Origin of the sequence: Clostridium vitabionis (assembly GCF_015351765.1) — a bacterium.
Taxonomy (GTDB): Bacteria; Bacillota; Clostridia; order Lachnospirales; family Lachnospiraceae; genus Clostridium_R; species Clostridium_R vitabionis.
On sequence record NZ_JADKQA010000001.1, the window covers coordinates 655,284 to 681,620 of the forward strand.

General features: G+C 55.1%; 17 protein-coding genes and 1 pseudogene. 15 read left to right on the forward strand and 3 right to left on the reverse strand.

Annotated features, from left to right (window positions below; all coding sequences use genetic code 11):
* Positions 1-279: 279 nt before the first annotated feature.
* From ISF27_RS02780 to ISF27_RS02815, 9 genes and pseudogenes are all read left to right on the forward strand, one after another.
* On the forward strand, positions 280-966 hold the full coding sequence (locus ISF27_RS02780) for a M20/M25/M40 family metallo-hydrolase (RefSeq protein WP_194608882.1): 687 nt from the start codon (positions 280-282) through the stop codon (positions 964-966).
* Positions 963-1,340 carry a peptidase dimerization domain-containing protein gene (locus tag ISF27_RS02785; protein WP_194608884.1) on the forward strand — a complete coding sequence of 126 codons (378 nt, stop codon included), beginning with the start codon at positions 963-965 and terminating at the stop codon, positions 1,338-1,340. The genes ISF27_RS02780 and ISF27_RS02785 overlap by 4 nt, the downstream gene beginning before the upstream one ends.
* Before the next feature lie 16 nt (positions 1,341-1,356).
* Entirely contained in the window at positions 1,357-2,589 is a 1,233-nt protein-coding gene (locus ISF27_RS02790; protein ID WP_194608886.1) for a trans-sulfuration enzyme family protein, read from the forward strand.
* Positions 2,590-2,997: 408 nt separating this feature from the next.
* On the forward strand, positions 2,998-3,429 hold the full coding sequence (gene tnpA / locus ISF27_RS02795) for an IS200/IS605 family transposase (protein WP_194608888.1): 432 nt from the start codon (positions 2,998-3,000) through the stop codon (positions 3,427-3,429).
* A complete protein-coding gene (locus ISF27_RS02800; protein ID WP_194608890.1) occupies positions 3,426-4,775 on the forward strand; it encodes a transposase in 1,350 nt (449 codons plus the stop codon). Before tnpA ends, ISF27_RS02800 begins: the two co-directional genes overlap by 4 nt.
* A 254-nt stretch (positions 4,776-5,029) precedes the next feature.
* Positions 5,030-5,488, forward strand: a pseudogene (locus ISF27_RS13495) (AAA family ATPase); the annotation flags it as partial.
* Positions 5,489-5,608: 120 nt separating this feature from the next.
* A complete protein-coding gene (locus ISF27_RS13500; protein ID WP_328701508.1) occupies positions 5,609-6,406 on the forward strand; it encodes a DUF4143 domain-containing protein in 798 nt (265 codons plus the stop codon).
* Positions 6,407-6,505: 99 nt separating this feature from the next.
* Positions 6,506-11,152, forward strand: coding sequence for an EAL domain-containing protein (locus tag ISF27_RS02810; protein WP_194608894.1), 4,647 nt, complete (start codon positions 6,506-6,508; stop codon positions 11,150-11,152).
* 43 nt (positions 11,153-11,195) lie between these two features.
* Positions 11,196-13,352 carry a Tex family protein gene (locus ISF27_RS02815; RefSeq protein ID WP_194608897.1) on the forward strand — a complete coding sequence of 719 codons (2,157 nt, stop codon included), beginning with the start codon at positions 11,196-11,198 and terminating at the stop codon, positions 13,350-13,352.
* Positions 13,353-13,491: 139 nt separating this feature from the next.
* Here ISF27_RS02815 and ISF27_RS02820 read toward each other — a convergent pair whose 3' ends face one another.
* Together ISF27_RS02820 and ISF27_RS02825 are read right to left on the reverse strand one after the other, a co-directional pair.
* Positions 13,492-13,638: a hypothetical protein gene (locus ISF27_RS02820; protein WP_194608899.1), complete on the reverse strand. Its 147-nt coding sequence runs from the start codon at positions 13,636-13,638 to the stop codon at positions 13,492-13,494.
* 287 nt (positions 13,639-13,925) lie between these two features.
* Positions 13,926-14,546, reverse strand: coding sequence for a TetR/AcrR family transcriptional regulator (locus ISF27_RS02825; protein WP_194608901.1), 621 nt, complete (start codon positions 14,544-14,546; stop codon positions 13,926-13,928).
* A gap of 330 nt (positions 14,547-14,876) precedes the next feature.
* Between ISF27_RS02825 and ISF27_RS02830 the strand changes: the two genes are divergently transcribed.
* The 6 genes from ISF27_RS02830 (at position 14,877) to ISF27_RS02855 (ending at position 23,340) form a co-directional block, all read left to right on the forward strand.
* Positions 14,877-15,791 (forward strand): hypothetical protein, encoded by a 915-nt coding sequence (locus ISF27_RS02830; RefSeq protein ID WP_194608903.1) that lies wholly within the window; start codon positions 14,877-14,879, stop codon positions 15,789-15,791.
* A 15-nt stretch (positions 15,792-15,806) separates the two neighbouring features.
* Positions 15,807-17,996 carry a coiled-coil domain-containing protein gene (locus tag ISF27_RS02835; RefSeq protein ID WP_235985995.1) on the forward strand — a complete coding sequence of 730 codons (2,190 nt, stop codon included), beginning with the start codon at positions 15,807-15,809 and terminating at the stop codon, positions 17,994-17,996.
* A gap of 19 nt (positions 17,997-18,015) precedes the next feature.
* Positions 18,016-20,280 (forward strand): efflux RND transporter permease subunit, encoded by a 2,265-nt coding sequence (locus ISF27_RS02840; RefSeq protein WP_194608905.1) that lies wholly within the window; start codon positions 18,016-18,018, stop codon positions 20,278-20,280.
* Between the two features lie 130 nt (positions 20,281-20,410).
* Entirely contained in the window at positions 20,411-21,784 is a 1,374-nt protein-coding gene (locus ISF27_RS02845; protein ID WP_194608907.1) for a bifunctional folylpolyglutamate synthase/dihydrofolate synthase, read from the forward strand.
* Complete coding sequence (locus tag ISF27_RS02850) at positions 21,759-21,917, forward strand: hypothetical protein (RefSeq protein ID WP_194608909.1); 159 nt, start codon at positions 21,759-21,761, stop codon at positions 21,915-21,917. Before ISF27_RS02845 ends, ISF27_RS02850 begins: the two co-directional genes overlap by 26 nt.
* A gap of 19 nt (positions 21,918-21,936) precedes the next feature.
* Positions 21,937-23,340 (forward strand): tetratricopeptide repeat protein, encoded by a 1,404-nt coding sequence (locus ISF27_RS02855; protein WP_194608911.1) that lies wholly within the window; start codon positions 21,937-21,939, stop codon positions 23,338-23,340.
* A 62-nt stretch (positions 23,341-23,402) separates the two neighbouring features.
* On the opposite strand, the gene ISF27_RS02860 is transcribed toward ISF27_RS02855, so the two are convergent.
* On the reverse strand, positions 23,403-26,174 hold the full coding sequence (locus ISF27_RS02860) for a transglycosylase domain-containing protein (RefSeq protein ID WP_194608913.1): 2,772 nt from the start codon (positions 26,172-26,174) through the stop codon (positions 23,403-23,405).
* Positions 26,175-26,337 lie beyond the last annotated feature (163 nt).

The following is a 26,337-nucleotide window of genomic DNA, read 5'->3' on the forward strand; positions in this document are numbered from 1 at the left end:
AACTTTCAGGAGGAACAGATGATGTGTTGGATGTGTATTGCCGGAATGGCATGCTGCTGTAGAAAGAACTGTTCCTGTCAGAGGAAAATACTCACCTGGAAGTTCGGCGGGGTCTTGGGGCGATGTCCCGGTAGGGAAAGAGCATAGAGAGATGGATCCGTTCGAGGAGATCGTATCCATTGACATGCTTTTGCAAGCTGGGCAACATAGAATCTGCAGCCCAGAAGCCGCAAATCACAGAACTCTTTCGGCAGGTGAGGAAAATCTCATCTGCCTTTTTTGTGTTTCTTCACCGTCGGTTACGGGAGCAGGACATCTTCCGGATACTGCGCGGAGATCCGCGTGAGGGCAGACGGCAATCCATGCGCGGAGATCCCGGGGAAGGCGTCCGCCAATACAGGTGCTGCGGTTCGGGAAATGGCATTTCTTGTGAATACAATAGGTTCGGAATTTCCCGCAGACCGCCTCCGGGGAAATGCGGTATTTACCCCGACTTTGCTGGAAACCGGGGATGATGGGGCAATTTCAGCCACCTTTGATGGGCGGCTTACCGATGAGCGTGACAGGAGTGTGATCAGGGAAGCTGTCCTTCGGATCACAAAGGCGGCTGAATCCATTTTCGGGCTCCCAACGGAATCAGCCTGGAAAACCATCAGCGGGACGGTGGTCAATGACCGAGCCTGCACCGACCTCGCCGCAGAGGTCATCCGGGATGTTCTCGGAAAAGACCATGTGCGGTTCGGGCAGCCGGTGATGTTCGGTGAAGATTTCCGGAGATACCGCGAAATTACGGACAACCAGGTATTTGCCCTCCTGGGCGGCGCGGGCGATTTCCCCTGCTTTTCCCTTCACAACAGCCGGGTTCGTTTTGATGACCGGGCAATCAGGAGCGGTATCTGCTATGAGGCTGGGTTTGCCCTCGAGTACTTGGCTCGGGGGGCATACCGGAAGAGAGGAGAATCATGAAATCGGAAAAAATAATTACTCTTTGTTTTCATGGCCCTGGAGGACATGCTTCCATGCCGCATTTTGCCGGGAATCCGCTATCTGCCCTATGCGCCCTCGTACCTGTGGCCGAAGGCATCTCCCGTCGGATACTCGAAGCGGGCGAGAGGGGGAGGATTTATTTTCTCAGCGCCAGTTCAGGAACAAAGAGTAACGTTATTCCGGAGACTGCGGAGGCCAAGGTGGCCATTACCGCATCCGCGGACGACGGGCAGGCCGCGGACAGGATTCTTCTGCATCTCCGGGACGAACTTTTCCGGGAAGCGCAGGGCATGGCTGATGTGTACCGGGTACAGGCAGAATTTATAGACGGAAAATCGCTGATCGACAAATGATACGAGGAGGAAAATCATGAACAGGGAGCAGGAAAATTTCAGGAAACAGCAGCCGCAGACATTCGGAAAAAGGTTCAACACCAGGCTGATTCACGGGGGAAAGCCATTTGTCTCCGAAGCGCGCGAGGTGATCACCCCGATTTATACGACATCGACATTCCGGCAGAAGAGCTTCTCGGATCACAGCGGCTATGGCTATGCCAGGGGGCAGAACCCCACGAGGGAGGCAGCGGAGACGCTGGTTGCGGATCTCGAGAACGCTGCGTACGGTTTTGGCTTTTCTTCCGGCATGGCGGCTATCGATGCGGCACTTCATGTATTTTCCAGCGGAGATACGGTTCTTGTCCTGGGTAATGTTTATGGCGGCACCGACGGCCTGTTCAGGGCGGTCTACGAAAATTTCGGCATTCATGGCAGGGAGATTATTGTTGAGGACACCGGAATCTCCGGGGATTATCAGAAGAAAGTTCTGGAAGCGGTGAAGGCAGCGGTCACCACGGAGGTAAAGGGGATTTATTTTGAGACGCCCTCCAATCCGACCCTTGCTGTGCTCGATATGGAAGAAATCGTAGATACTGCGAAGAAATACGGGCTGGTTACGATCGTGGACAACACATTTTCCTCCCCGTACATCCAGAAGCCGCTCGACTTCGGCATCGACATTGTGGTTGAGAGTGCGACAAAATACCTTGGAGGGCACAGTGACCTGATCGCCGGTTTCGCGGTGACAAACCGGGAGGATCTTGCGCAGAAGATCTCCTCTGCCCAGCACCTTGCCGGGGGAATCCTGCCGCCGTTTGATTCTTATCTTCTGGTGCGCAGTATCAAGACCCTTTCTGTCCGCCTTGACCGCCAGGTAGAGAATGCGGTGAAGCTCGTCAGGTTCCTTGAGGAGAATGACGCGGTTGATCTCGTGCATTATCCCGGGCTGCCGGCAGATCCGGGCTACGCGATTCAGCGGAAGCAGGCCAGAAATGGCGGGGCGATGTTTTCCTTCCTCTTGAATCAGCGTTACGATGTCGGCACATTCCTGGATTCTCTCCAGATCTTCACGGACGGCGCGAGCTTAGGCGGCGTGGAATCCCTGATCGGCCACTCTGCCTCAACATCCCAACGAGGTGTTCCGGAAGAACAGCGGCAGAAGCTGGGGATCCTGGATAACCTGATCCGTGTCTCCCCCGGGATTGAGGATGGGGAAGATCTTGTGGCTGACTTCCAGCAGGCGTTCGCGAGGGCGCGGAAGGAGTGAAGCTCTTTTGGTTAATCTTGAAGAAACTGCAAAAATGCGAAGAAAAAATCTTGTAACTGTTCAGCCCCCCAATGTCAGTTCGTTAAGCTCAAAGGGTTAGATTACATAAGGGGTCTAACCCATATTTTTTGAAAAATCTTAAAAATAGATTGACACAGAAACCAAAAAGTGCGGAAATACAATAATGAAATATGGAAGAAATGTACATAATTGGAAAATTAAATTTTGAAGAAATATCATATTTATGAAGATATGATTTTGAAGGAATGTTGAATATGCGTTGAGGAAATCTTGAAAATTTACCGGCACATTCTCGTGACTTCAGTCATGAGTTAGCCGGTAGAAGAATTTAGAAACTTTTTAGATCATGCAGGTGCCAATTACCACTGCATATGCTATAATAATTACATGGATAAAAGTGTTTATGATACAAGAAAAAATGATCTTACATATGGTCGTGGATATGTGTACAGCATTCAGTATCACATTGTATGGTGTACAAAATATCGTAAAGCTGTCCTTCGGCACGGCATCGACGATGACCTGAAAGCGTATCTGATGCAGATTGCGGCAGATTACGATTTCAGTATTCAGGCTATGGAAGTCATGCCGGACCATGTACATCTGCTCATATCCTGTAAGCCGCAATTCTGCCCGTCGAATATGATCAAAATCCTGAAGGGCAATACAGCAAGATGGATGTTTATTCATCATCCGGAACTGAAATCCAGCCTTTGGGGCGGGCACTTATGGAATCCATCCTATTGTATTGTCACGGTAAGTGACCGAACAAGGGAAATGGTTGAGCACTATATTCATTCTCAGAAAGCGAAATCATGAAGCTGACTGCCACGTATTCCGTGAAACTAAATAAGAACGGCATATCCCGTGCCCTGAAAGATACGGTTGATCTCTACAGGAAAGCTGTGGATTTTTACATTTCCGTCATTAACGGTGAGTGGGATGCTGCCTTTTGCACGATCACAACGCAGAAAGCGGCGGTTAATACAGCGGAAGCATTGTCTGTTGCGACGAAGAAGCGCCCTGCTGTGAAATACGACTTTGGCACCGGGTTCTACAAGTTTCCCAGCTACTTACGAAGAGCGGGAATTGCGGAAGCCTTTGGAAAGGTGTCTTCCTACAGATCAAACCTTGCAAACTGGGAATCTTCCGATCCCCGTACCAGGGGCGCAAGACCCGGTTTCCCGAAGGCAGGCTTTGTGTGCCCTGCCCTGTACAGAGGCAACTGCTATGTCCGCGTGGATCATTACACCGCACGGATCAAAGCTTTTGTCCGCAACACATGGGATTGGATCACAGTCCGCCTCCGCAAAACGGATGTGGATTATATCCTGCGCCACTGCCAGTTTCGAAAGGAATGTGTACCTACGCTTCAGAAACGTGGCAAGTGCTGGTATCTGGATTTTCCATTTCAGCAGGAAGGTAAGCTGCACAATACAGAGATTTTCAATCAGACCATAGTGGCGGTCGATCTTGGCATGAACAGCTGCTGTGTATGTTCGGTCATGCGGCCGGATGGCACGATCCTTGGAAGACGATTTCTCCGCCTTCCAAGAGAGTACGACTCTCTTACCCGCAAGGTATCGCACATAAAATACGCGCAGCGGCATGGCTCGAGAAGCGTGCGCCGCTTATGGAAGCTTGCTGATGGTGTGAATGATGATATTGCCGTAAAGACAGCGCAGTTTATTCTTGATACCGCTGTCCTGTACAGCGCTGACACGATTGTCTTCGAACACCTCGACCTTAGCGGCAGGAAACGCGGCTCAAAACGTCAGCGCCTGCACTTATGGAAGGCAAGACGTGTACAGGCGGTTGTCAGCGACAAGGCGCACGCCCTTTCCATGCGGATCAGCAGGATCAATGCCTGGGGGACCTCACGTCTTGCGTTTGACGGCTCCGGCAGGATCCTGCGCGGCAGGGAGTCTTCCAAGACAAATGGGAATTACAGCCTGTGTGAGTTTCAGACAGGCAAGGTATACAACTGCGATCTCAATGCCAGCTACAATATCGGGTCACGATATTTTGTGCGTGAGATCTTAAAGTCCCTTCCGGTAACGGAAGGGCAGCGCATCCAGGCAAAAGTTCCCGGATGTGCAAAGAGAAGTACCTGCACACTGTCCACACTCATTCGTTTAGACGCAGAACTCCATGCTGCGGCATAGGGTATCGGTATCTTAACTGTATCTGTGGTCAGCGAGTCCATTACTGCCGGAAGGTGGTATGGAAGCACGCGACTTTAGTCGTGTGAGACTTCACTAATTACGAGAATTCCATATAATACATATTGTGGAAGCTGCGAAACAGCAAAAGCACATGGCATGATCAATAAGTGGAGAAGGGTATTTTTCGTGCCTGTATCATTTTTTTAAGGGGCGTTCACACAAGAATACGCAAGCGGCATAAGAGGGGGACATCGATGGGTGTATTTTTTAGGCGGAAAGCGTATGACGAACTCGTGCGATGGAAGAAGGAATATGCGGATCAATATGCCGTTCTGCTGGAGGGAGCAAGGCGGGTCGGAAAATCCACAATTGCAGAGCATTTTGCCAGGAAGGAATATCGCTCGTACATCCTGATTGACTTTGCAACGGTTTCCGACGATATTCGGGGCTGTTTCGACAGTATCGGGAACATAGATCTTTTTTTTCTCAGGCTGCAGGCTGTCACAGGAATCACCCTGTATGAACATGAGTCCGTGATCATTTTTGATGAGGTACAGTTATTTCCCAGAGCCAGGCAGGCAATTAAATTTCTGGTCAAAGATGGGCGGTATCATTATATTGAGATCGGCTCGTTGATCTCGATCAGGAAAAATGTTCAGAACATCCTGATCCCATCCGAGGAGATGAAGATCACCGTTTATCCCATGGATTATGAGGAGTTCCTTCTCGCAACAGGAAAGGGCGGCTATCATCTGATCCGGCGGCTGTACAAAACAGGGGCAGCCGTTGGCCAGAAGATCAATATAGAACTCATGCGCACTTTTCGGCTCTATATGGCAGTCGGCGGTATGCCGCAGGCAGTTGAGGCTTACCTTGACGGAAAAAATTTCTCGCAGATCGATATCGTCAAACGAAATATCATCCGGCTTTATGAAGATGATTTTCGAAAGCTTGATCCGTCGGGAAGGGTTTCCGCGATGTATCATGCAATTCCGGCACAATTATCCAGGGATTTCAGACAGTACCGTGTGAACCGGGCGGTAAAGGAGAAGCGCCGCTCGAAAAAAGCCGATGAACTGCTCTGCGAACTATTGGATTCAAAGACGGTCAACATCTGTTATCATGTGACCGACCCAGGAGTCAGTCTTCTGCTGACAGAGGATCTGGATAGTTACAAGCTTTATATCGGAGACACCGGACTGTTTTTCACACTGATGTTCATGGACCGCCTGGCGGTGGAAAACGAAATTTACTCGAAATTGCTGTCGGACCACCTGCCGGCAAATCTCGGATATTTCTATGAGAATGCGGTTGCCCAGATCATTGTGGCAGCAGGCCGTGTGCCGTATTATCATACTTGGGAGAAAAAAGGCAGCACCCATTATTATGAGGTGGATTTTCTTATCTCACAAGGATCAAGGGTAACTGGTATAGAAGTCAAATCATCGGGAATCGGGAAGCATGAATCCCTATCTGCATTTAAAAAGCAGTACCGGCAGCATTGTAAAGAGGTTTATGTTATTTCCCAGAAAGACGTGGGAGATAAAGACGGAATCAAATATCTGCCTGTGTATATGCTGCCGTGCCTTCTGGAAGATCAGGAGATCTCCGGAAGTGGGATTTCTACCTGAATCAGATTGCGTCATCGAGGGGTAAAAGATATGTCTGAAATTGCCGGAGGTTTACCGGAAGAGGATCGCCTGCGGGAGCAGTGCCATCAATATTTTGACATGATCGAGGGAGGAGTCTGCATCATCCTTGCCGACGGGACGGAGAAGGTCGTCTTCGCCAACGGGAAGGCCGCGTCCCTCTATGAATGTGCGGATGCGGAGGATTTTCTCTCCTTTGTCTCATCCGGCTTCCGGAGCCTCATGGAAGAGGAGGATTACCGGCCTCTCGCGGAGATGGCGGATGGTCATCCGGAACATTTCCCGCTCTCGTTCCAGTACCGGACGAAGAAAGGGCACTTCCGGAAGGCGGAAGGCGTGGGTTCCCTGAGGGATACCCCCTTCGGGCGGGCGTATGTGCTCCTGCTTTTTTCGGCGGAGCAGATCGCAAGTGATCGGAGAGGTCTGGATAAAACCGGCGTTTTGGGCGCGCATGATTTCTTTGAGGAGGCGCGGAAACAGGCAACGGAGCAGAGGGCGCTTCCCTCGGTGCGCGCCCTCTGCCCGGTCTCCCTTGACCTGACCAGCTTTAAAGAATACAACCGGCTTTACGGCGTGCACCAGGGAGACCTGTGCCTCAGGAAAATCGCTGATGTTCTCACCGGATATTTTCCCGGCGCCCTGATCGGCCATCTGACGGCGGATCATTTCAACGCGCTTCTGCCGCCGGATGATCTGGAGGCGAAGCTGGAGCATGTCTGCAGCGAGGTGAACGCCTTTATCAATGATGACGGGATCCGGTTGAAGGTCGGCATCTATATGCCAAGGGAAGAAGATACCCTGGACGACCTGCTGCATGCCTTTGACTGGGCGAAGATTGCCTGTGACAGTATCAAGACGGATGGAAACCGGAGCATCGCGGTCTACCAGCCTTCGATGGGTGAGAATTTTACCCGGAAGGCCTATGTCCTGCGTCATTTTAATGAAGCACTGGAAAAGCATTATATCAAAGTGTATTTCCAGCCCCTCATCCGGACCCTGACCGGGAAAATCTGCGGATTTGAAGCGCTTGCGCGCTGGGAAGATCCCGTGCTCGGAATGATTTATCCGCAGACCTTTATCCCGGTGCTGGAGGATGCCCAGCTCATCAACCGTCTTGACCGGTATGTCCTGGAACAGGTAGCAAGGCTTGTCCGCGATCGGATGAACAACGGCCTGCCGCTGGTCTCCGTCTCCATGAACCTTTCCGCCTATGATTTTGATGTCGCGAATCCGATCGATACGATCGAGAAGACGGTGAACTCTTACCGGATCCCGAGAACCGTGCTCTGCTTTGAGATCACCGAGCGGGTGATGTTCCGGAACCACTTGAATATGTCCAGGACAGTCCAGCAGTTTCAGGAAGCGGGCTACCAGGTGTGGATGGATGATTTCGGGAGCGAATACTCTTCGCTGAATTCCCTTCACAACTATCATTTTGATGTCATCAAGGTTGACATGGGATTTTTCAGCCACTTTGATGACCGAAGCCGGCAGATCATCACCTCGGTTGTGACGATGGCAAGGATGCTGGGCGTGCAGACGCTTGCGGAGGGAGTGGAAACGCGGGAGCAGGTCGACTTCCTGAAAAAGATCGGCTGCGGGCGGATCCAGGGATTCTATTACGGGCAGCCGATGATGTATGAAGACACCTTTTCCTTTATTCTTGGCAGGAATATGCAGCTGGAGCAGCCGGAGGAAGCCCATCTGATGAATGCCGCGGAAAGCGTCAATGTGATTTCGGATTCCCCGACGGCGCTGTTCAGCTTTGACGGAAAGAATATCACGTTCCTTATGGAAAATGATGCCTACAAGCGGGAGCTCAGGAGTACCGGGACGCAGGATATGGCAGAGGCAAATGCTAACCTGATGGACACAGGCTATCCGTTCCGCGAAAGTTTCCAGCAGCTTCTCCAGAGCGCGCTGAAGTCAAAGGTTGAAGAAACCCTGGGTTATACGGATAATGGGCAATATATGCGGGTGAGTGTCCGCTGGATTGCCGGGGATGAACGATACTGGGTCGGAGAGGCGCATATCTATAACATCAGCAATAACGCGGCGATCCGTCAGGCAAATATGCTCGACCAGACGCTGCGCAATATGTACCAGTTATATGCGGGATTTTACCTGATTGACCGCAGAAATGAGGAAATCCGGGTTCTCCGATCCAGCCATCCGGAACTGAATCCGGACAGGGTTCCCCATGAGCCCGGGGCATTTCTCAGATTTTTCTCTGATCAGCTGGTTTACCCCGAAGACAGGGAACGGTTTGCTTCATTTATCTGCTTTGAACATCTGGAGACCGGAACAGGAAAAAGTGAAGGCACTGCGCCGACGGAGGTTATTCGCATCCGGGCAGCGGACGGGAATTACCGGTGGACGGTGCTCAGAGCACTCATGATCTACAAGAGCGCAGCGAAGACTATCCTGCTCTGTGAGCAGGAAGATCTCTGGGAACGAAAGAGTGACCGGGATACTCTTCTTCCGGAGTTTTGCCGGTCTTTCGGCATATCCAGGCCAGATACTGTCCGGCCGGAAATGCTGGCGGAGAGCAGCCTCTTCCGGGCGCTCCGCAGCGATTCCCCGTATTCTTTTTTCTGGAAGGACAGGGACGGCCGCATTCTGGGCGTGAGCAGGAAGTTCCTTGAGAATAGCGGATTCCAGGAGGAAACAAAGCTCCTGGGAAAGACGGAGGAGGAGATCGGCAGGCGCTTGAATATCGCGGAGGCAGGTGCGCCTGATCCGAAAGCAGTGCCCGGCGGGAAGCCTGGCGATGCGACAGAGGAGCTGGTGCTCTCGGAAGGACGAATCCGGGACATTCGGATTGCGCGCGTCCCCTGGTATCAGGAGAAGGAAATTGCGGGAACCCTCAACATGGTGAGCAGAGATGATCCGGAAGGCAGGGATGAGGAATCCCGGCTGGGACTTACCGATCATGAGACCGGTTTCCTCAGCTTCCGGGGCGCGATTGAGGCAGGCTTGCTCTATGCAGACCAGTATCGCGTGAACCATGTGGATTATGTCGGGCTCCTGATTGATGTTCCTGCTTATGCTGAGGTGCTGCAGGACAGCAAGGAGAACGCGAAAGAAATCCTGATGAAGATTTCATCCGCGCTGAGGTCTTCGCTGGCTTACGGGTGGGCGGCCGCGCGGATCGGACTCTGCTGCTTCCTATGCTTCTGCCGGAGGGAGAACGCGGGAAAGATCGGCGAGAAGATCGCGGCGGTTGCGGGGATACTTCCGCTTCTGTGGAGGCAGCTGGGGCTCCAGACCATCCCTGTGCTGACGCACGCGATCGCGTACGGCTCGGAAGTGATGAGCCTGGACGAGATGCTGCAGCTTCTGATCCGGAGGCTGAGCAGCGCGGAAAAGGAGGCGTATGGGGATAAGCCTTACACGGCAGACCGCATTTATATCAGCCGCGAGGTGTTGGATTCTGTCCCGGAGCGCGTCATCATCAGCGACCCGAAGACGTATGAGCTGGTCTACCTGAACCAGCATGCACGGAAGGATATCGGAATTGGCGCTGGCGTTAGCCTTAAGGGACGTCGCTGTTATCAGGATCTGGAAGGGTTTGATGCGCCTTGCCGGGACTGCCCGAACCTGATGCTCAGGATGGATCGTGCATTTTCAGGAACGCACATGAACCACAAAACCGGGGAGAACCAGATCGTCCGCTCATTCCTGACCGTATGGGAGAAGCGCACGCTGAAGATTACCATTGCCTTTAATATGAATGAATATCTGGATACTATAGCAGAGGATCATGGGCTGCTCTATCAGGAACTGCGGGCAAATGAGGCCATATCCAGCGGTATCCTTGAGGCTGATCCCGAGAAGGGGATAGAGAGGACGGTCGCGAGTATTGCAAGGGAAATGAAGCCTGAGCGGTTTCTGATTTTTGAGGAGCGCGACGACCATACGGTCAGTGCGACTTACGAATGGACCGCACCTGGCGTGATTCCACTGAAAGAAGAACTGCAGAGCATCCCGAGGACAGAACTCCGGGTATTGTATACAAAGTTTGCTGCCGAACGGCTGGTCATGGTCAGTGATATGGAAGCGTTCCAGAAAGAATATCCGTATTTTTCCCTTCGGATTCATGGGGTTCGGAGCTTTGTCTCCGGACAGCTGCTTTTGCAGAACCAGACCGAGGGCTTTACGCTGGTTATCAATCCGTCGGAGGAGAGCTTCCGGACATTGAGCGTACTGTATCTGACCCTGACGGACTTTATCGCCGCGATGGTCCGCAACAGGAACAGCCTCAGGGAACTGGAGCGGCAGAGCATGATCGACCAGCTGACCGGTGCCGGCAACCGACGGGCATTGGAGCACCGGATCCGGGAATGGCAGGGGGACGGCGTGCTCGGGGTAATTTCCATCGACCTGAATGGGCTTAAAAACACGAACGATACCCAGGGCCATCACGCCGGTGATATGCTGATCAGCGAGACAGCCAGGATCCTCGGGGAGTGCGCGGGCAAGGACTGTGTCTTCCGCACCGGCGGGGATGAGTTTGTCGTTGTGACCGAAGATCTGGAGGACAGGGATATCCGCCTGCTGATCCGCCACATGCGGGAGAGCGCGGTCAACAACGGGATCAGCATGGCGATCGGATATGCGTCCATCCGCGGAAAACTGACCGATTTCGACGCGCTGCTCACGAAGGCAGATTTCAACATGTATCAGGATAAGGGGCACAGTTTCCGGAGAAGAAGGGAAGACAGATAAGCGGGAACATACTTTTATCGTGAGAATTTTGGAGATTATTTCTATGAATATCGCAGAGACAATCGCGGGGGAGATGAATATCGCGCCATGGCAGGTGGAGGCGGTGATCCAGCTGATCGATGAGGGATGCACGATTCCTTTCATTGCACGCTACCGTAAGGAAAAGCACGGCTCGCTGGATGATACGCAGCTGCGCCTCCTGTCGGAGAGGCTGGACTATCTCCGGAATCTGGAGGCGCGCAGGGAGCAGATCCGAGCGGCGGTTACAGCCCAGGGGAAAATGACCCCGGAGCTTGCCCGGGATCTGGACAGGGCGGTGACGATGGTCGCACTGGAGGATCTGTACCGGCCCTACCGGCCGAAGCGCAGGACGAGGGCGTTGATCGCGGAGGAGAAGGGGCTTTTGCCGCTCGCGAAGCTGATCCTGGCGCCTCATACAAATGTCCCGCTCGCGGAATCCGCGAAGGCGTATATCTCGGAGAAGAAAGGCGTCGCCGATGCGGAGCAGGCGCTCGCCGGCGCGTCGGATATTATCGCCGAGCAGATTTCGGACAATGCGGATTACCGCAAGGGCATCCGGGATTTTGTCTGGAATCACGGGATCCTGGAATCAGAGGCGAAGGATCCGGTGGCGTCCTCTGCCTATGAGATGTACTACCATTTCCAGGAGCCGGTGAAGAGGATCGCCGGCCACCGAGTTCTCGCCGTCAACCGGGGAGAGAAAGAGAAATTTCTCACGGTTCGGATCGAGGCGGATGAGGAACAGGAGAAAGACTGGCTGGAGCGGCGGGTGCTCCGGCGGGACAATCCGGTGAGCGCGCCCTTCCTCCGGGCAGCAGCGGCGGACGCCCTGAAACGGCTGATTCTGCCGTCGATTGAGCGGGAGATCCGGAATGCGCTGACCGAGCAGGCGGAGGACGGCGCGATCAGGGTGTTCCGGCAGAATCTTGCCCAGGTCCTGATGCAGCCGCCGATTGCCGGGCATACCGTGCTCGGCTGGGATCCGGGATTCGCGAACGGGTGCAAGCTTGCGGTGGTTGACCCCACCGGCCGGGTGCTGGACACGGCAGTAGTTTATCCGACAGCCCCGTCGTCCGGAAGGAAAGCGAATCCGGCGAAGCTTGAGGCGGCGAAAAAGCTGGTTCTGCGCTGGATCAGGACCTACCACGTCACCCTGATTGCGCTCGGCAACGGCACTGCCTCCCGGGAATCGGAGAAGATCATTGTTGACCTCCTGAAGGAAGTCCCGGAGAAGATTTCCTATGTGATTACTAATGAAGCCGGGGCCTCGGTCTACTCGGCGAGTGAGCTTGCGGCGGAGGAGCTGCCGGAGCTTGACGTCGAGGGAAGGGGCGCGGCTTCCATGGCAAGGCGGGTGCAGGATCCGCTGGCTGAGCTTGTAAAGATTGACCCGAAGGCCATCGGCGTCGGCCAGTACCAGCACGACATGAACCAGAAAAAGCTGGGTGAAGCCTTAACGAGTGTGGTGGAGGACTGCGTGAACCGGGTCGGCGTTGACCTGAATACCGCGTCTGAGGCGCTGCTCCGTTATGTTTCCGGCATAAGCCCGGTGATCGCGAAGAATATTGTGCGTTACCGGGAGGAAAATGGCCGGTTCGACACCCGCCGGCAGCTGCTCAAGGTGCCGAAGCTTGGTCCCAAGGCATTTGAACAGTGCGCAGGCTTCCTCCGGATCTCCGGCGGGAAGGAACCGCTTGACCGCACCGGTGTTCATCCCGAGAGCTATGCCGCGGCGAAGGAATTGATCCGCGAGGCCGGGATGACGGAGCGGGCATTTTTTCAGGCGCCAGCGGACCTTCGGATCACTGACCCGAAGAAGACCGCGGAAAAACTGGGCATCGGTGAGCCGACGCTGCGGGATATTCTCCGCGAGCTCAAGGAGCCGGGGCGGGATCCCCGGAAGGATATGCCGGAGCCGATCCTCCGGAGCGATGTCCTGGAGATCGGCGACCTGAAGGAGGGGATGGTTCTCCGCGGGACAGTCCGGAACATCGTGGATTTCGGCGCCTTTGTCGATATCGGCGTCCACCATGACGGGCTGGTGCACATTTCCCAGATGGCAAAAGGCAGGTTTGTGAAGCACCCGCTCGATGTCGTGAAGGTCGGGGATATCGTCGAGGTGAAGGTGATCAAGGTGGACCGGGAGAAAAACAGGATCGGGTTATCGATGATTTTGTGAGAAAAATCGCCGCTATCCAGGAAATGGGTGGCGGCGATTGGCAATCAGATCGTATAAGTGCTCTGCGAAAGAAAGGGCCAGCGCCTCATGGCGCTGGCCCTCTCTTTGAGAAGAATTTATCCGGTTTCCTTGTCCTGTTTTATTTCCCCTGTCTGTCTTTACGGCGGAAGTTTCTTCTGAACTTATCGCCAAAGCTCTGGATCATGACATCGATCTCCGCGATGGCCTGGGCCTGAAGCGCACCGTAATCTACCGCATCCGGATTATATCTGAAATCTTTTCTCATAGAAATGCCTCCCTTATTCCTCTTGATTTATTCATAAATCTCTGTTTCCTGGAACACCTTTAAAATAGCACAATTTATAGGAAATGCAAATATATTGATTTTTACAAATCATCGATATTATTCATGCATTCGGCCTTTTGACCGTTTCTCCGGGAGCAGCCGCCTGCGAATACGGCAATTTGATCAATATCCCCCAGGAGCGGGGCAGAAAACTGCGCAGGCAGGCGGAGACAGGAAGAAAAAGATTATGCACTTTTGCGGGAACGTCAGGCCTCGATTTCCCGCTTCTACTGGAGCGCATGCAAACCTTTGGAGATAAATGCGCTTGTCATCGCGGACATTTCCTGCGGGGTTTCTTTCATGCCGGAGTCCAGCCAGTAATGGATAAGGCCGACGCAGCCGGACACCATGTAGGCGAAGAACGGCGCGAGAAAAGTATTGTCCAGGTTGCCCTGCGCATTCATCCACTTGTGGAGAGCCTGGTTTCCGATCATGGTCTTGACCCGGTTTTCAAAATTCAGGCTCCCGTTCTCGCTGAACAGCGCGGTGATCAGCTCGCGGTTCTCAATGATAAAGGGATAAAATTCATTGAAAAAGAGGGAGGGATTTTCGGTCAGCTCCTCCGCGCTGTAATGCTGGAGAATCTGATCAAATTTATCGGCAAATTCATTTTCAATCTGGCTGACCAGGTCGTAGACATCCTTATAATGAAGATAGAAGGTGCCGCGGTTGATGTCAGCCATCTCGGAGATTTCCCGGACGGTGATATCCTGCAGTTTTTTCGTCTTTAGCAGCCGGATCAGACAGTCCTGCAGGGCCTTTTTCGTTTTTCTGACACGACGGTCAACACTGGCCGTTTTTGCGCGGGCGCGCCCCGCACGATTGGTGGAATCTGATGCGTTCGGCATAAAGGCTTCCTTTCTTCCCCGCCATTTTCCAGCGCCGACGGCGCCATGAGCAAAGCCGGTATCGCGCGCAAAAACGCCGCAGCGGCAATTCTGCTCCCGGCATGCACGGCAGGGTTTCAAAAAATTAATACAACCGGGTGGCAATTATCTATTGAATAAATTGCCATCGATTAGTATAATGCATTATAGTTTAAAAATAGACAGATGTCAATTATTTGATGAGTTTCCAGATTGTGGCATCGAGCGAGGCAAAGGCTCGTTCGATATGGGATCCGAACGGTAACAGATCAAGATCCGGGAGAATTCCGGCCGCACGGGGAGGGGAAGATAATGAAGTCTGGAAAATATCCGCACAACCGTCTGATTTGTCGGGCGGTTCTGGCCGGCGCGGCTTGCGCGTTCATGATGGCATTTCCCGCGGCGGCTTCGGAGTGGCAGAGAGCCGGGAATGACTGGGTTCTCACGGAGAACGGGGAGCGGCTCACCGGCTGGCAGCAGAAGGACGGCAGCTGGTATTATCTTGGAAGCGACGGCGTTATGCGGACCAGGTGGCTGTATCAGGATCCCACCTGGTACTACCTCCGGGATTCGGGGGCGATGGCCACCGGATGGACAGAGGTGGACGGGTTCTGGTATTATATGGAAGGTGACGGATCCATGCGGCGGGCTGACCTCACGACGGACGAGGCGGTCTACAGCTTCCGGTCGGACGGGAGCCTGAACCGGGTCCGGCAGCTCAAGAACCAGGGCGGAGGCGCCTACCGGATCGATTTTTTCAGCGATAACCAGCAGGAGATCGCCGATGCGCTGAATAACCTCCGCCAGGAGGCGAACGATGACGTCGATCTCGAGGACAGCGACCAGAATGACTATGACCGCGGGGAACATGCCCTCTATAGCTACGATCGGAGAAAATCCTTCGAGTTCGACGGCCTGCTCCAGAAAGTGGCGGAGCACCGGCTGGATCTCGCGATCCGGAACGGGTATTCCGCTTCCGCCATTCCCGGGGAGGGAAAGGTGGAGGATTACCTGAAGAATATCGGGAGCAGCTTTAGGAGCCGGAGACACCTGGAAATTTATTTCCATGGGCTTTCGGACGGAAGCTCGGCGGCGGACAGGCTGGAGACCCGGTTCGGGGAAGATGAGAAGGACGCCAGAAGGCGGGCTTCCTATTACCGCTATGCCGGAATTGCCGAAAAAACGGTGGACGGCAGGGATTACATCATGGTTGAATTATTCCGCTGATCGGAGGGAGAAGATATGAACAGAGTTCACAGCCTGGCCGCGAGGGCGGCCGCATTTTCCATGGCGCTGGTGACTGCGGCGGGAAGTATGGCCATCCCGGCCAGGGCAGACGCGCCGCAGGTGGAGGTCGATGAGACCATGTATGTCAACGCGGACTACTATGGCGTATCGACGAGCACAAGTGTCGTCAAGAGTGTCGGCATGAACGGCCTCACGCAGTTCACGGATCACGGCTATTATTCCAAGATCACCAACATGACGGATAATACGGAGCCGGAGGTGAACGGCGATACCGTCACCTGGAATGTCCCGGAGGGGACAAACCGCTTCTATTATGAAGGATCGATTGACAACAACGCGGTGCAGCTCCCCTGGAATGTCGATGTCAGCTACAAGCTGAACGGCCAGCCGGCGGACGCCTCGAAGCTGAATCACGCCTCCGGCCTTATTGAGATCGATGTGAACGCGGTGCATAACACCCAGGCGAAGGAATATTATCAGAATAATATGATCCTGACCGTCATTGTCCCGGTTGACATGGGCAAATGCTACAGCGTGGACGCTCCCGGTTCCCAGACGCAGAACATGGGAAGCACAACCGGTGTAATGTTTATGGCGCTGCCCGGTGAGGACGGGAACTTCACCGTCCGCCTGGGAACCGATGATTTCAGCTGCTCGGGCATCTACATCGCGATGGTTCCCGGCACGCTGAGCGACCTGGACCGGATCAAGAGCCTCAATGAGGCGAAGGATCGTTTCCGCGACGCCGGCGATGACCTCTTTGACAGCATGACTGATCTCATGAAGTCCATGGAGGCGATGAAGAGTGATGTCCAGGTAGCCCAGAGCGGTGCCCAAGATCTCCAGTCCGCACGGAACACGGTCAATGGCAGCCGCCATGAGATCGAGGGGCTCTCGACAGAGGCTCTCAACGAGATGCAGTCGGCGATCGATCAGACGAATGTCGTGATTCCCTACCTGGAGACGGCAAGGGATGCCGTGATGGACATCAACGCGGACGCGGATACGATGTCCTCGACGATGGGCGATCTCCAGGATTCGCTGGATGACCTCTATCCGAAGCTGGGCAGGCTCGGCAATGCGCTGAGCCGGGCGAGCGGCAATATTTCCTCCAATACCGTGAGCGATGCCGAGCGGGAGAAGAGTGTCCAGGAAGTCCGGGAGATCATCAATGAGATTAACCAGCTCCAGGCACAGCTCAAGGAGGATATCAAGAAGGGGAAGGAGCAGAACAAAGCGGTCAAGCAGCGTCTCGCCGACTTGAACCAGCAGCTTCAGAACAGTAAAGCGTTCCAGTTCCAGAACGCGAAGCAGCAGGCGCAGCAGAAGATCATGGCAAGTGCCGCGGAGCTGGTAGGCCCGGAAAATGCCCAGCGGGATCTGCAGGAGTTGGAGCTTGCGAAGAAGCAGGCGGAGGACCGGCTCAAGGAGCTCGACTCTGCGTATCCGCAGAAGATCCAGAAGATGACCGCTGATGTCGACAGCATCCTGGAGAGTGCGGGTGACGCGGACGAGAAGCTGGACGACGCGATCAGCCAGATCAACACCGCCCTGGGCAATGCGGCTACAGTTGCCGGACGCACGGCGGATGTGGTCAATGAGCTCAAGGGCGCGACGGATCAGGTAAACTACCTGCTGGACGACGGGAAAATGATGATCAGCACGGTAGACAATTATGTGCCCTCGATGCTGGATTCCTTAAGCGACACCGAGGAGCTGATGAACCGCCTGACCACCGCGCTCGGCGGAACGCATGCCGTGCTCAGCAAGATCAATGATACCTGCATTGCCGCCGGCGACGACCTGAATGCCGGGACGAAGAAGAGCCTCGACGCGATCCAGGGGACGCTGAATAAGACAATGACCACGCTGAATGATATCGGCGGCGTCCGGGAAGCCTCGGACACGATGAAGCAGCAGATTGATAACCAGCTGGATGATATCGAGAACGAAACCAATTTCCTGAATATTGATCCCGACGCCCTCAAGGTTTCCTTCACCTCCGATTCCAACCCGGAGCCGAAGAGCCTGCAGATCATCATGAGGACGGAGGAGATCGACGACGAAAGTGAGGCAACCGATATTTCGGATCAGGAGACGGAGGATGCCAAGGATTCGCCATTTACCAGGATTGCCAATATTTTCAAAATGATCTTTGAGGCGATCAAGAACTTCTTCACCTGACAGAAAGAGGGGCTAAACGATGGGACTTTTCGGGAAGTTCAGAAAAAAGAAACCGGAGGGGGCGGATCCCGCCGGCGGGGAGAAGAAGCATAAGCACGGCAATTTCGCGGATTTTATCGTTGATCATAACGGGATCATCTCGAAGATTGTGCTTGTCCTTGTGGTATTCAATCTGATCTGCATTCCCTTTGTCGGCGTAAATTATGACCTGACCAGCTATCTTCCGGATGAATGTGATTCCACGATCGCCATCAACGAGATGAAGAAATCTTTCGGCTATCCCGGCACCGGGCGCATTATGCTGAAGGATGTGTCGCTCTACGAGGCGAAGCAGTATAAAACCCGTTTTGAAGACGTGAAAGGGGTCGACCAGGTCATCTGGTGCGACACCACGGGTCAGCAGGTGTATCAGGGTTCGGATTTTATCAACTATACGGACATTGATGAATTCTACAAGGACAACTGCGCGGTCATGGATGTCACCTTCGATGAGGGAGACACCAGCAAGCTGACCCACCAGGCAATCAACGATATTGAAAAGATCATCGGCGACAAGGGCTATATCGTCGGCATGTCGCCGACCAACAAATTTATCGAGGAAAATGTCCAGAAGCAGATGAAGATGATCCTGATCACCGCGGTGGTCCTGATTTTCCTGATCCTGCTGTTCACGACGAACTCCTATTTCGAGCCGATCCTGTTCCTCACAGTTATTGGCTGCGCGATCGTCATCAACAAGGGCACAAATATTTTCCTGGGAACAATCTCCTTTGTCACGAACAACATCGCCGACGTGATGCAGCTGGCGACCTCGATGGACTACTCCGTGTTCCTGCTCCACGCCTATGAGCGGGAGAGGGACAATGGGCTTGATAAGATTCCGGCGCTGAAATCCGGTCTCCGGGATACGCTGAACACCGTTCTCGCGAGCTCAATGACCACCTTCTGCGGATTTATTGTCCTCGTGTCCATGAAGTTCAAGATGGGCTTCGATCTTGGTATCGTGCTCTCAAAGAGTATTATCTGCAGCCTGCTCATGGTGATCTTCCTGATGCCGACGCTGCTCCTGCTCTGGTCAGATAAGATCGACCGGACGGAACACAAACCATTTCTGCCGAATTTCCATGGCTTTGCGGTTGTGGTTAACCGGATCAGCCCGTATGTGCTCGCGTTTGTCCTTCTCATCGCGGCGCCCTGCTATGTGGCGCAGAACATGAACCACTTTATGTACGGCTCCGACGCGATCGGCGCCGGTGCAGGCACATCGATCTACGAGAACGCGCAGGAGGTCGACGAAAAGTTCGGGCGCTCGAACCTTCTGGTCGCGATTTTCCCGGACAGCTCCTCTGTGAAGGAGAAGGAGCTCAGCGATGAGCTCGACGACCTCCCGTACGTGAAGAAGGTCATGGGGCTCTCGGAATATCTTCCGGACGGGATGCCGGAATCCATCCTCCCGAAGAGCATCACCGCCAAGTTCCACAAAAACGGCTATACGCGGATGATGATTTACATCAAGACGAAGCCGGAGAGTGACCTGGCGTTCAAGGCGACGGATGAGGTGCACGCGCTTCTCAACAAATATTATCCCGGGGAGTGCTATCTGGCGGGCAACACCCCGACGACTCAGGATATGGAGGCGGTGCTGAAGGTCGATTATACCAAGGCAAATAACCTCGCGATGATCGGCGTCTTCCTGGTGGTCGCCCTGACGTACCGGTCGCTGGTTATGCCGATCGCGACGATGGTTCCGATCATGATCGCGATCTACCTGAACATGGCGTTCCCGTATATTGTCAGCAAGACGATGATCTTCATCGGCTACGCCGTCGTCAGCTGTATCCAGCTGGGCGCGACGATCGATTACGCCATCCTCTCCACGGAGAATTATCTCGCCGCCAGGAGGGCGGGGGAAGACAAGAAGCACGCGGCGATCAAGTCTACCGAGACGAGCTTTGCCTCGATCCTGACTTCCGGCTCCATTCTGATTGTCTGCGGCTACGCGATCAGCTTCCTCTCCTCAATTCCGGCGATCGGCGAGGTCGGCCACCTGGTCGGCCGCGGGGCGATCTTCTCCGCAAGCTTCGTTGTTCTGGTTATGCCGACCCTGCTCAAGATTGTCGATCACTTTATCGTGAATTCCGGCGCGGAAAAGCGAAAGAAGAGAAAAGAACTCGTCCGGGCGGCGATTGCCCGGCACCGCATCCGCAGGAGGAAAGCCGCGGATAAGCTCAAGGGCGCCCTTTCCAGCGTTCACGGCCGTGCCGCCGGAGATCAGGAGGGGTAGCGGTTTGGAACCCCGCATGGGCAAACAGTGACCCGGAGGGAAATCTTCCGGCAGAATAAAACAGGATATTGTTGTCTTCACCAGCCTCCCGGGATATAATGACATATTATACAGAAGGGAGGCTGGTTTTATGCCTGAGAACCTGCCGGATACGGGGGCTGTCGAAATCCTGCCGGCCATGAGAGCGGCGGAAGCCCACCTCGACCGGATTCCCCGGTTTTCAACAAAAAAGCATACGCTGCAGGACCTGCGCGGGATGCTCGGCCTCCTCGGCGCGCTGCCTAAGACACAGAAGGTCATTCATATTGCCGGGACGAACGGCAAGGGCTCGGTGTCGGCGATGCTGGATGCCATTCTCCGCGGCGCGGGGATGAGTTGCGCCCTCTTTACCTCCCCGCATCTCGTCCGCATCAATGAGCGCTTTGTCTTTGACGGAAAGATGTGCCTGGACAGGGATTTCCTCCGGGCTTTTTCCAGGGTTCGCGCGATGGAGCCTGAATTTCAGCGGAAATTCGGCTCCATCCCCACCTGGTTCGAGTATCTGATGCTGATCTTTTTTGTGCTGGAGGCGGAGCACCCGCACGAGTGGATTGTCCTTGAGACCGGCCTTGGCGGCCGTCTCGACGCGACCAGCGCGATCGAGCCGCCGGCCCTTAAGCTCACGGTGATCACCTCGATCAGCCTCGACCACATGCAGTATCTCGGGACGACGATCCCGGAAATTGCGGGAGAGAAGGCCGGGATCCTGAGAAAAGGGGTTCCGCTGGTTTTTGACGCGGCAAATCCGGAGGCTGTGCCGGTGATCCGGAAGAAAGCCGCCGAGCTCGGCATCCCGGCTATGCCGGTCACCGCGGAGGAGATTCAGGCGTTTTCCTCCGATGGACAGAAGATTTCCTTCCGCGCCCGGGTATGCGCGGAGGATACGGAGATCGCCGTGCCATTTCCCGCCCCTTACCAGGCGGTGAACGCGCTGCTCGCGGTCCGGGCCGCGGAAATGCTCGGCATCGGAAGGGCAGCGATTCTCCGGGGAATCGCGGAAACACGCTGGCCGGGGAGAATGGAGGAAGTCCTCCCGGGCATCTTCCTTGACGGCGGGCATAACGAAGACGGGGTGAGGGCATTTGCCAGGGCGGCGGCGCTTGTCGCGGGAACACGGCACGCCGCCCGGAAGCTCCTGATTTTTGACGCCGCCTCCGACAAGGTGTTCGGGAAGATGCTCGAGGAGATCCATGACATCCTCGCTCCGGACGCGGTCTGCCTCACGAAGATGCATTCCGCGCGGGCTCTCCCCCTGGAAGAGCTCCGGGCGGCAGCTGAGGCCGTTTTCGGGAAGGATCAGATCCTGGTGATCCCGGAGGCGGAGGACGCATTTCTGCGGATGAAGGAGGAAAAGGGGGAGAGAGACCTGCTCTTTGCGGCGGGCTCGCTCTATCTTGTCGGTGAACTGAAGGCGGTTTTAGAAAAGCTTGGAGGCCAGGATGGCAAAGAAGGAAGAACTCATTGATTTTGAGGCGGAACTCGAGAATTTTCAGCCAAGTCTCGACATCAACGGTGTCGGCGAGGCGATTGTCCGGCAGGATTTGACAGATATGTCCGATATCATGCTGGAAATCATGAAGCAGATGAAGAACGGATGAACTTATCAGGAAAAGAAAGATGATACACAGTAAGCAGATCCGAACGATTTCCAACAGTTTTTATAACGACGGCCTTTTCCGGGCGAAGAAGCGCGACCTCACCGGCGCGGCGGAGAGCCTCCGGAAATGCCTGAACCTGAACAAATATCACACGCAGGCGCGGAACCTCCTCGGGCTCATTTTCTACGAGATGGGGGAGGTCTCCGAGGCTCTCGTCCAGTGGGTGATCAGCACAAACCTGGACAAATCCGAGGCAAATCTCGCCCACCGCTATATTGACCTCATCCAGGAAAACCAGCGGCGGCTTGATGCCGTCGGCAAGGATATCCAGAAGTTCAATGAGGCTTTGATCCAGGCGCAGAGCGGCAACGCGGATCTCGCCGTCCTACAGCTGAACGGGGTGGTCGAACGGCAGCCGCATTTTCTCAAGGCGCAGCTGCTCCTCGGCCTGCTTCTTCTGGAGAGGCACGAGCTGCACCGGGCGGGAAAGGTGCTGAACAATGTCCTCGAGATTGACCGGGGAAGCCGGAAGGCAGAATGGTATCTGGCCGCGCTCCGCCAGGAAACCGGGCTTGAGGAGGCGGAACGGCGGCGGATGCACCACGCATTTTCCCACCGGACGATGACCGATGACGACGTTATTATCCCGCCGAGCTACCGGGAGAATACCGGCTGGCAGTCGATCCTCAATATCGCGGCAGGGCTCCTGCTCGGCGCGGCGGCGGTCTTTTTCCTCATCATGCCCGCGCGGATCAAGCAGAATACGGAAGCGCACAACCAGGAACTGGTCAGCTATAATGAGCAGCTGAACCAGAAGAATGAGGAGATCGACAGCCTGAACAGCCAGATGGATTCTTACAAGGCTGATAAGGAGAGCGCGGAGCAGCAGCTGAACACGCTGCAGAACGACAGCGGCAGCATTATGGCGCAGTATACGATCCTCGTCCAGCTGGAGAATTACCTCAGGAGCGGGGATATGAACAGCGCGGCGATGATTTATGCGAATTTCAACCCGGAGATCTTTACCGACGAGACGGTGAAGAATATTGCCAATTCGGTGCGGCAGGAGATTGCGACGAAGGGGTATCAGACGATCGAGAACCAGGCTTACGAGGAGTGGAACTCCGGCCATTATGACCAGGCACTTTCCCTCTATCAGACCTGTCTTAACGTGAAGCCGCAGAATCCGAAGGTGATGTACTATATGGCCATGATTTACCGGGCACAGGGAAATACGGACCAGGCGGTCGCGATGCTGACCCAGGTAGTGACCCAGTATCCGGATTCCAGCCAGGCCGGGGCGGCAAGGACACAGCTGTCGGCGATTTCCCCGGAGGCGGCGCAGGCGGCGGAAAATCCGTCCGCGGCGGCGGAGAGCTCCGCGGCGGAAAATCCATCCGCGGTGGCAGAAACGCAGGGGTAAAAGTGCTTTGAAGGCGGCAGGAGAATCCTTTCATGAGAATGGATTCCCCTGCCGCCTTTGGCTTACCGGGCTCCCGGACCGACCGCCGTATTTCCGTGGGTCTGGGACGGGCCGGAAGGTTTGGATTTCTGTTCATTTTCCGCGCGCCGGACAGCGCTCGATGAGCTGTTCCCGGGGAAAACCTGGTTTCCCGGCTGAGCCGGATTTCCGGTATGGGTTTCCCGGTAGACGGAGGTTCCTCCGGAACCGCTTCCTGAGCTAAAGCTTCCGCTTTCGTCCTCGGGAGCCGAGCCGCCGCCGTGAACGGTGCAGTCGCCGGGGATCGCGTAGAGGGAATCGTCGGTCGGCGAAGTGTCGCCCTCCGGAAGCTTCAGAAAGGTTTCCAGATAAACCAGGTCCTGCGGGCAGGATGGCGTGAGCTGCTGTCCGGAAACCCGGCATACCGTAAGATTGACATGCGTGTCACAGACCTCGGCGGGAACGGTCCCCTTGGCAAAGTATTCGGTGTAGATGGCCGATCCTCTCGGATCATAGTCACAGGCTCCGGCGACCGGGAGCTTGCCCGATTTCCGGCAGACCTGCGCGGTCTCGATGTCCTCCGGAACGGCGAACCCCGGGTCAGGAAGGCCTTCATGAACCCGCCGCATGATATTTTTCCAGATGCGTTTATGAAAGCTGGTTCCGCCGTTTTCCGCGTCCCCGGCGTCCGTCCGGAGGCTCTGGCTGCCGTCGCATCCGCCCCAGATCCCCGCGGTGTAGTACGGAGAATACCCGACAAACCAGAGGTCTCTATTGTCGGAGGTTGTGCCGCTCTTTCCGGCGAGGGACATCCCGTCGAATGCGGCCGCGGTTCCGGTCGAGTGGACGGAAGGCGTTGTCTCAAACAGCGTGTTCGGCTTCATCGCATCGCGCATCGCGTCGGTCAGAAGGAAGGCGGTAGTGGATTTGACCGCCTCGTGGGTTTCCGGCTGACTGTCGATGATCACGTTGCCGTCGCGGTCGGTGATTTTCGTGAAGAAGACCGGCTCCGTGTATTTTCCCCCGTTCGCAATCGCCGCGAAGGCATTGGTCAGCTCGAGATTGGATACGCCCTTGTAAATGCCGCCGAGGGCGGTGGAGAGGTAGTAATCATTCTCGGTCATGGTACTGATGCCGAACCGGCGGCAGTACTCGACGCCGAGCTGGGGAGTGACCGTGTCGTTCATGCATTTTAACGCGATGATGTTCATCGAGTACGTGATGGCTTCCCGGATGGTATGCCAGCCCTTGTAGCCGGATCCCCACCAGTTGCTGAACGTTTTCCCGTCGGCGGAGAAGGGAGAGTCGTAGTAGACAGAGGCGAGAGTATCACCGCAGGTATCGAGGGCGGGGGCGAAGGCGGAGAGGATCTTGAAGGTTGATCCCGGCTGTCGGAGCACATCGGTGGCGCGGTTCAGCGTCCGGCTCGCGGTCTTTTCGCCGCGGCCGCCGGAGAGCGCCTTGACATACCCGGTGGACTGCTCGATCAGGACGAAGGAGGCCTGCGGTTCCAGAAGGTCATTCCGGGTCTCGGAGATGACGGAATCTCCATCCTTGAGAATCCATGCTTTAAATCCGCTGATGGCCGAGGTGATGGCGTCCTTGCTGTCAAAAAGCCCGTCAAAGCCAGTCTGCCCGTTAGACCGGAGATAGTCCGCGAGATGATTTTCGTTATAGTTCGAGGTCTCCCCGGCGGCGCTGCGGACAGAGAGGCGGTAGCTGACCGAGTACCGCGCCGCATCATAGTTCTCGGGATTGCTGATCTCCTCATCGACGATTTTCTGGATCTTCGGATCCTGCGGGGTGTAAATGTTCAGCCCGCCGCTGTAGATCATATTGTAGGCCTGTGTGTCGGTGCAGTCATATTTCTTCTTGAGCGCGGCGGCGACCTGGTCGATCAGCTCGTCAGTATAGTAGGAATAAGGCTTTGCCGTGTCCACGGCGGTGTTCTGGTCCCGGATCCGGTCGTAGACGTTGTCCTCGAGCGCCGCATCCCGCTCACTGGCCGTGATATAGCCCTGCCGGTACATCTCCGCGAGGATGGTTTCCCGGCGGGTGCGGTTATTGTCGGGATTGGTTATCGGATTATAATAAGAAGGATTTTTGGTGATGCCGGCGAGAACCGCGCACTCGGAGAGGGTGAGGTCGGAGACATTTTTCCCGAAATACCGGAGCGCCGCGGCTTTTACGCCGAGCGTGTCACTCCCCAGATTGATTGTGTTCAGGTAGTTGGCCAGGATGTCCTTCCGGTCCATATCGTGGGTCAGCTGGAGGGCAAGGTACTGCTCCTGGATTTTCCGGACAAGGCGGGCACCGGTGGAACTTTCCATCCCCCCGTTGAATACGGTGTTCTTGATGAGCTGCTGGGTGATCGTGCTTGCCCCGCCGCTGTAATCGTCCGTGATGATGCCGGCAGCAGCCCGGAGGATCGCGCGGAAATCGATGCCGCTGTGCTGCCAGAACCGCGAATCCTCGATCGCCACAAAGGCATTGACCAGGTCAGCCGGGAACTCGTCGTAGGACGCCTCGATGCGGTTGGCGTCAGAACCGACCAGGCGGTCGGTGATATTGCCTTCCGCGTCGTACACCGTTGAAAAATATCCGGTAGGGATCACATCCTCGGCGTGAAAAGGCGGTGTATTGGCGATGATCCCGCGGAACATGCCGAAGCCCATCGCGGCGGCCGCGGCACCGGCGATCACAGCCGCGCACAGGATGAAGGTGACGATCAGCATAGCGGCGTGGCTGCGGAATCTCCGGCTGTTCTGGGAAGTCCGGTCCAGCTGTTCTTTGATGGAATGATCGCTTAGGTTCATTTTCCCCTCCTGCCGTTCTCTTTCCCGAGATGTGGGTTTGAAACGGTAATCCGAGTATATCATAGAAGAATCGGCGGCACAACGCGAGGTTGCGCGCCGCAGTTCTTTCAGGTAGAATTAAGTGAGGTCTGTCCTCCGCCTGCGCGGGGAAATGAAAGAGGTT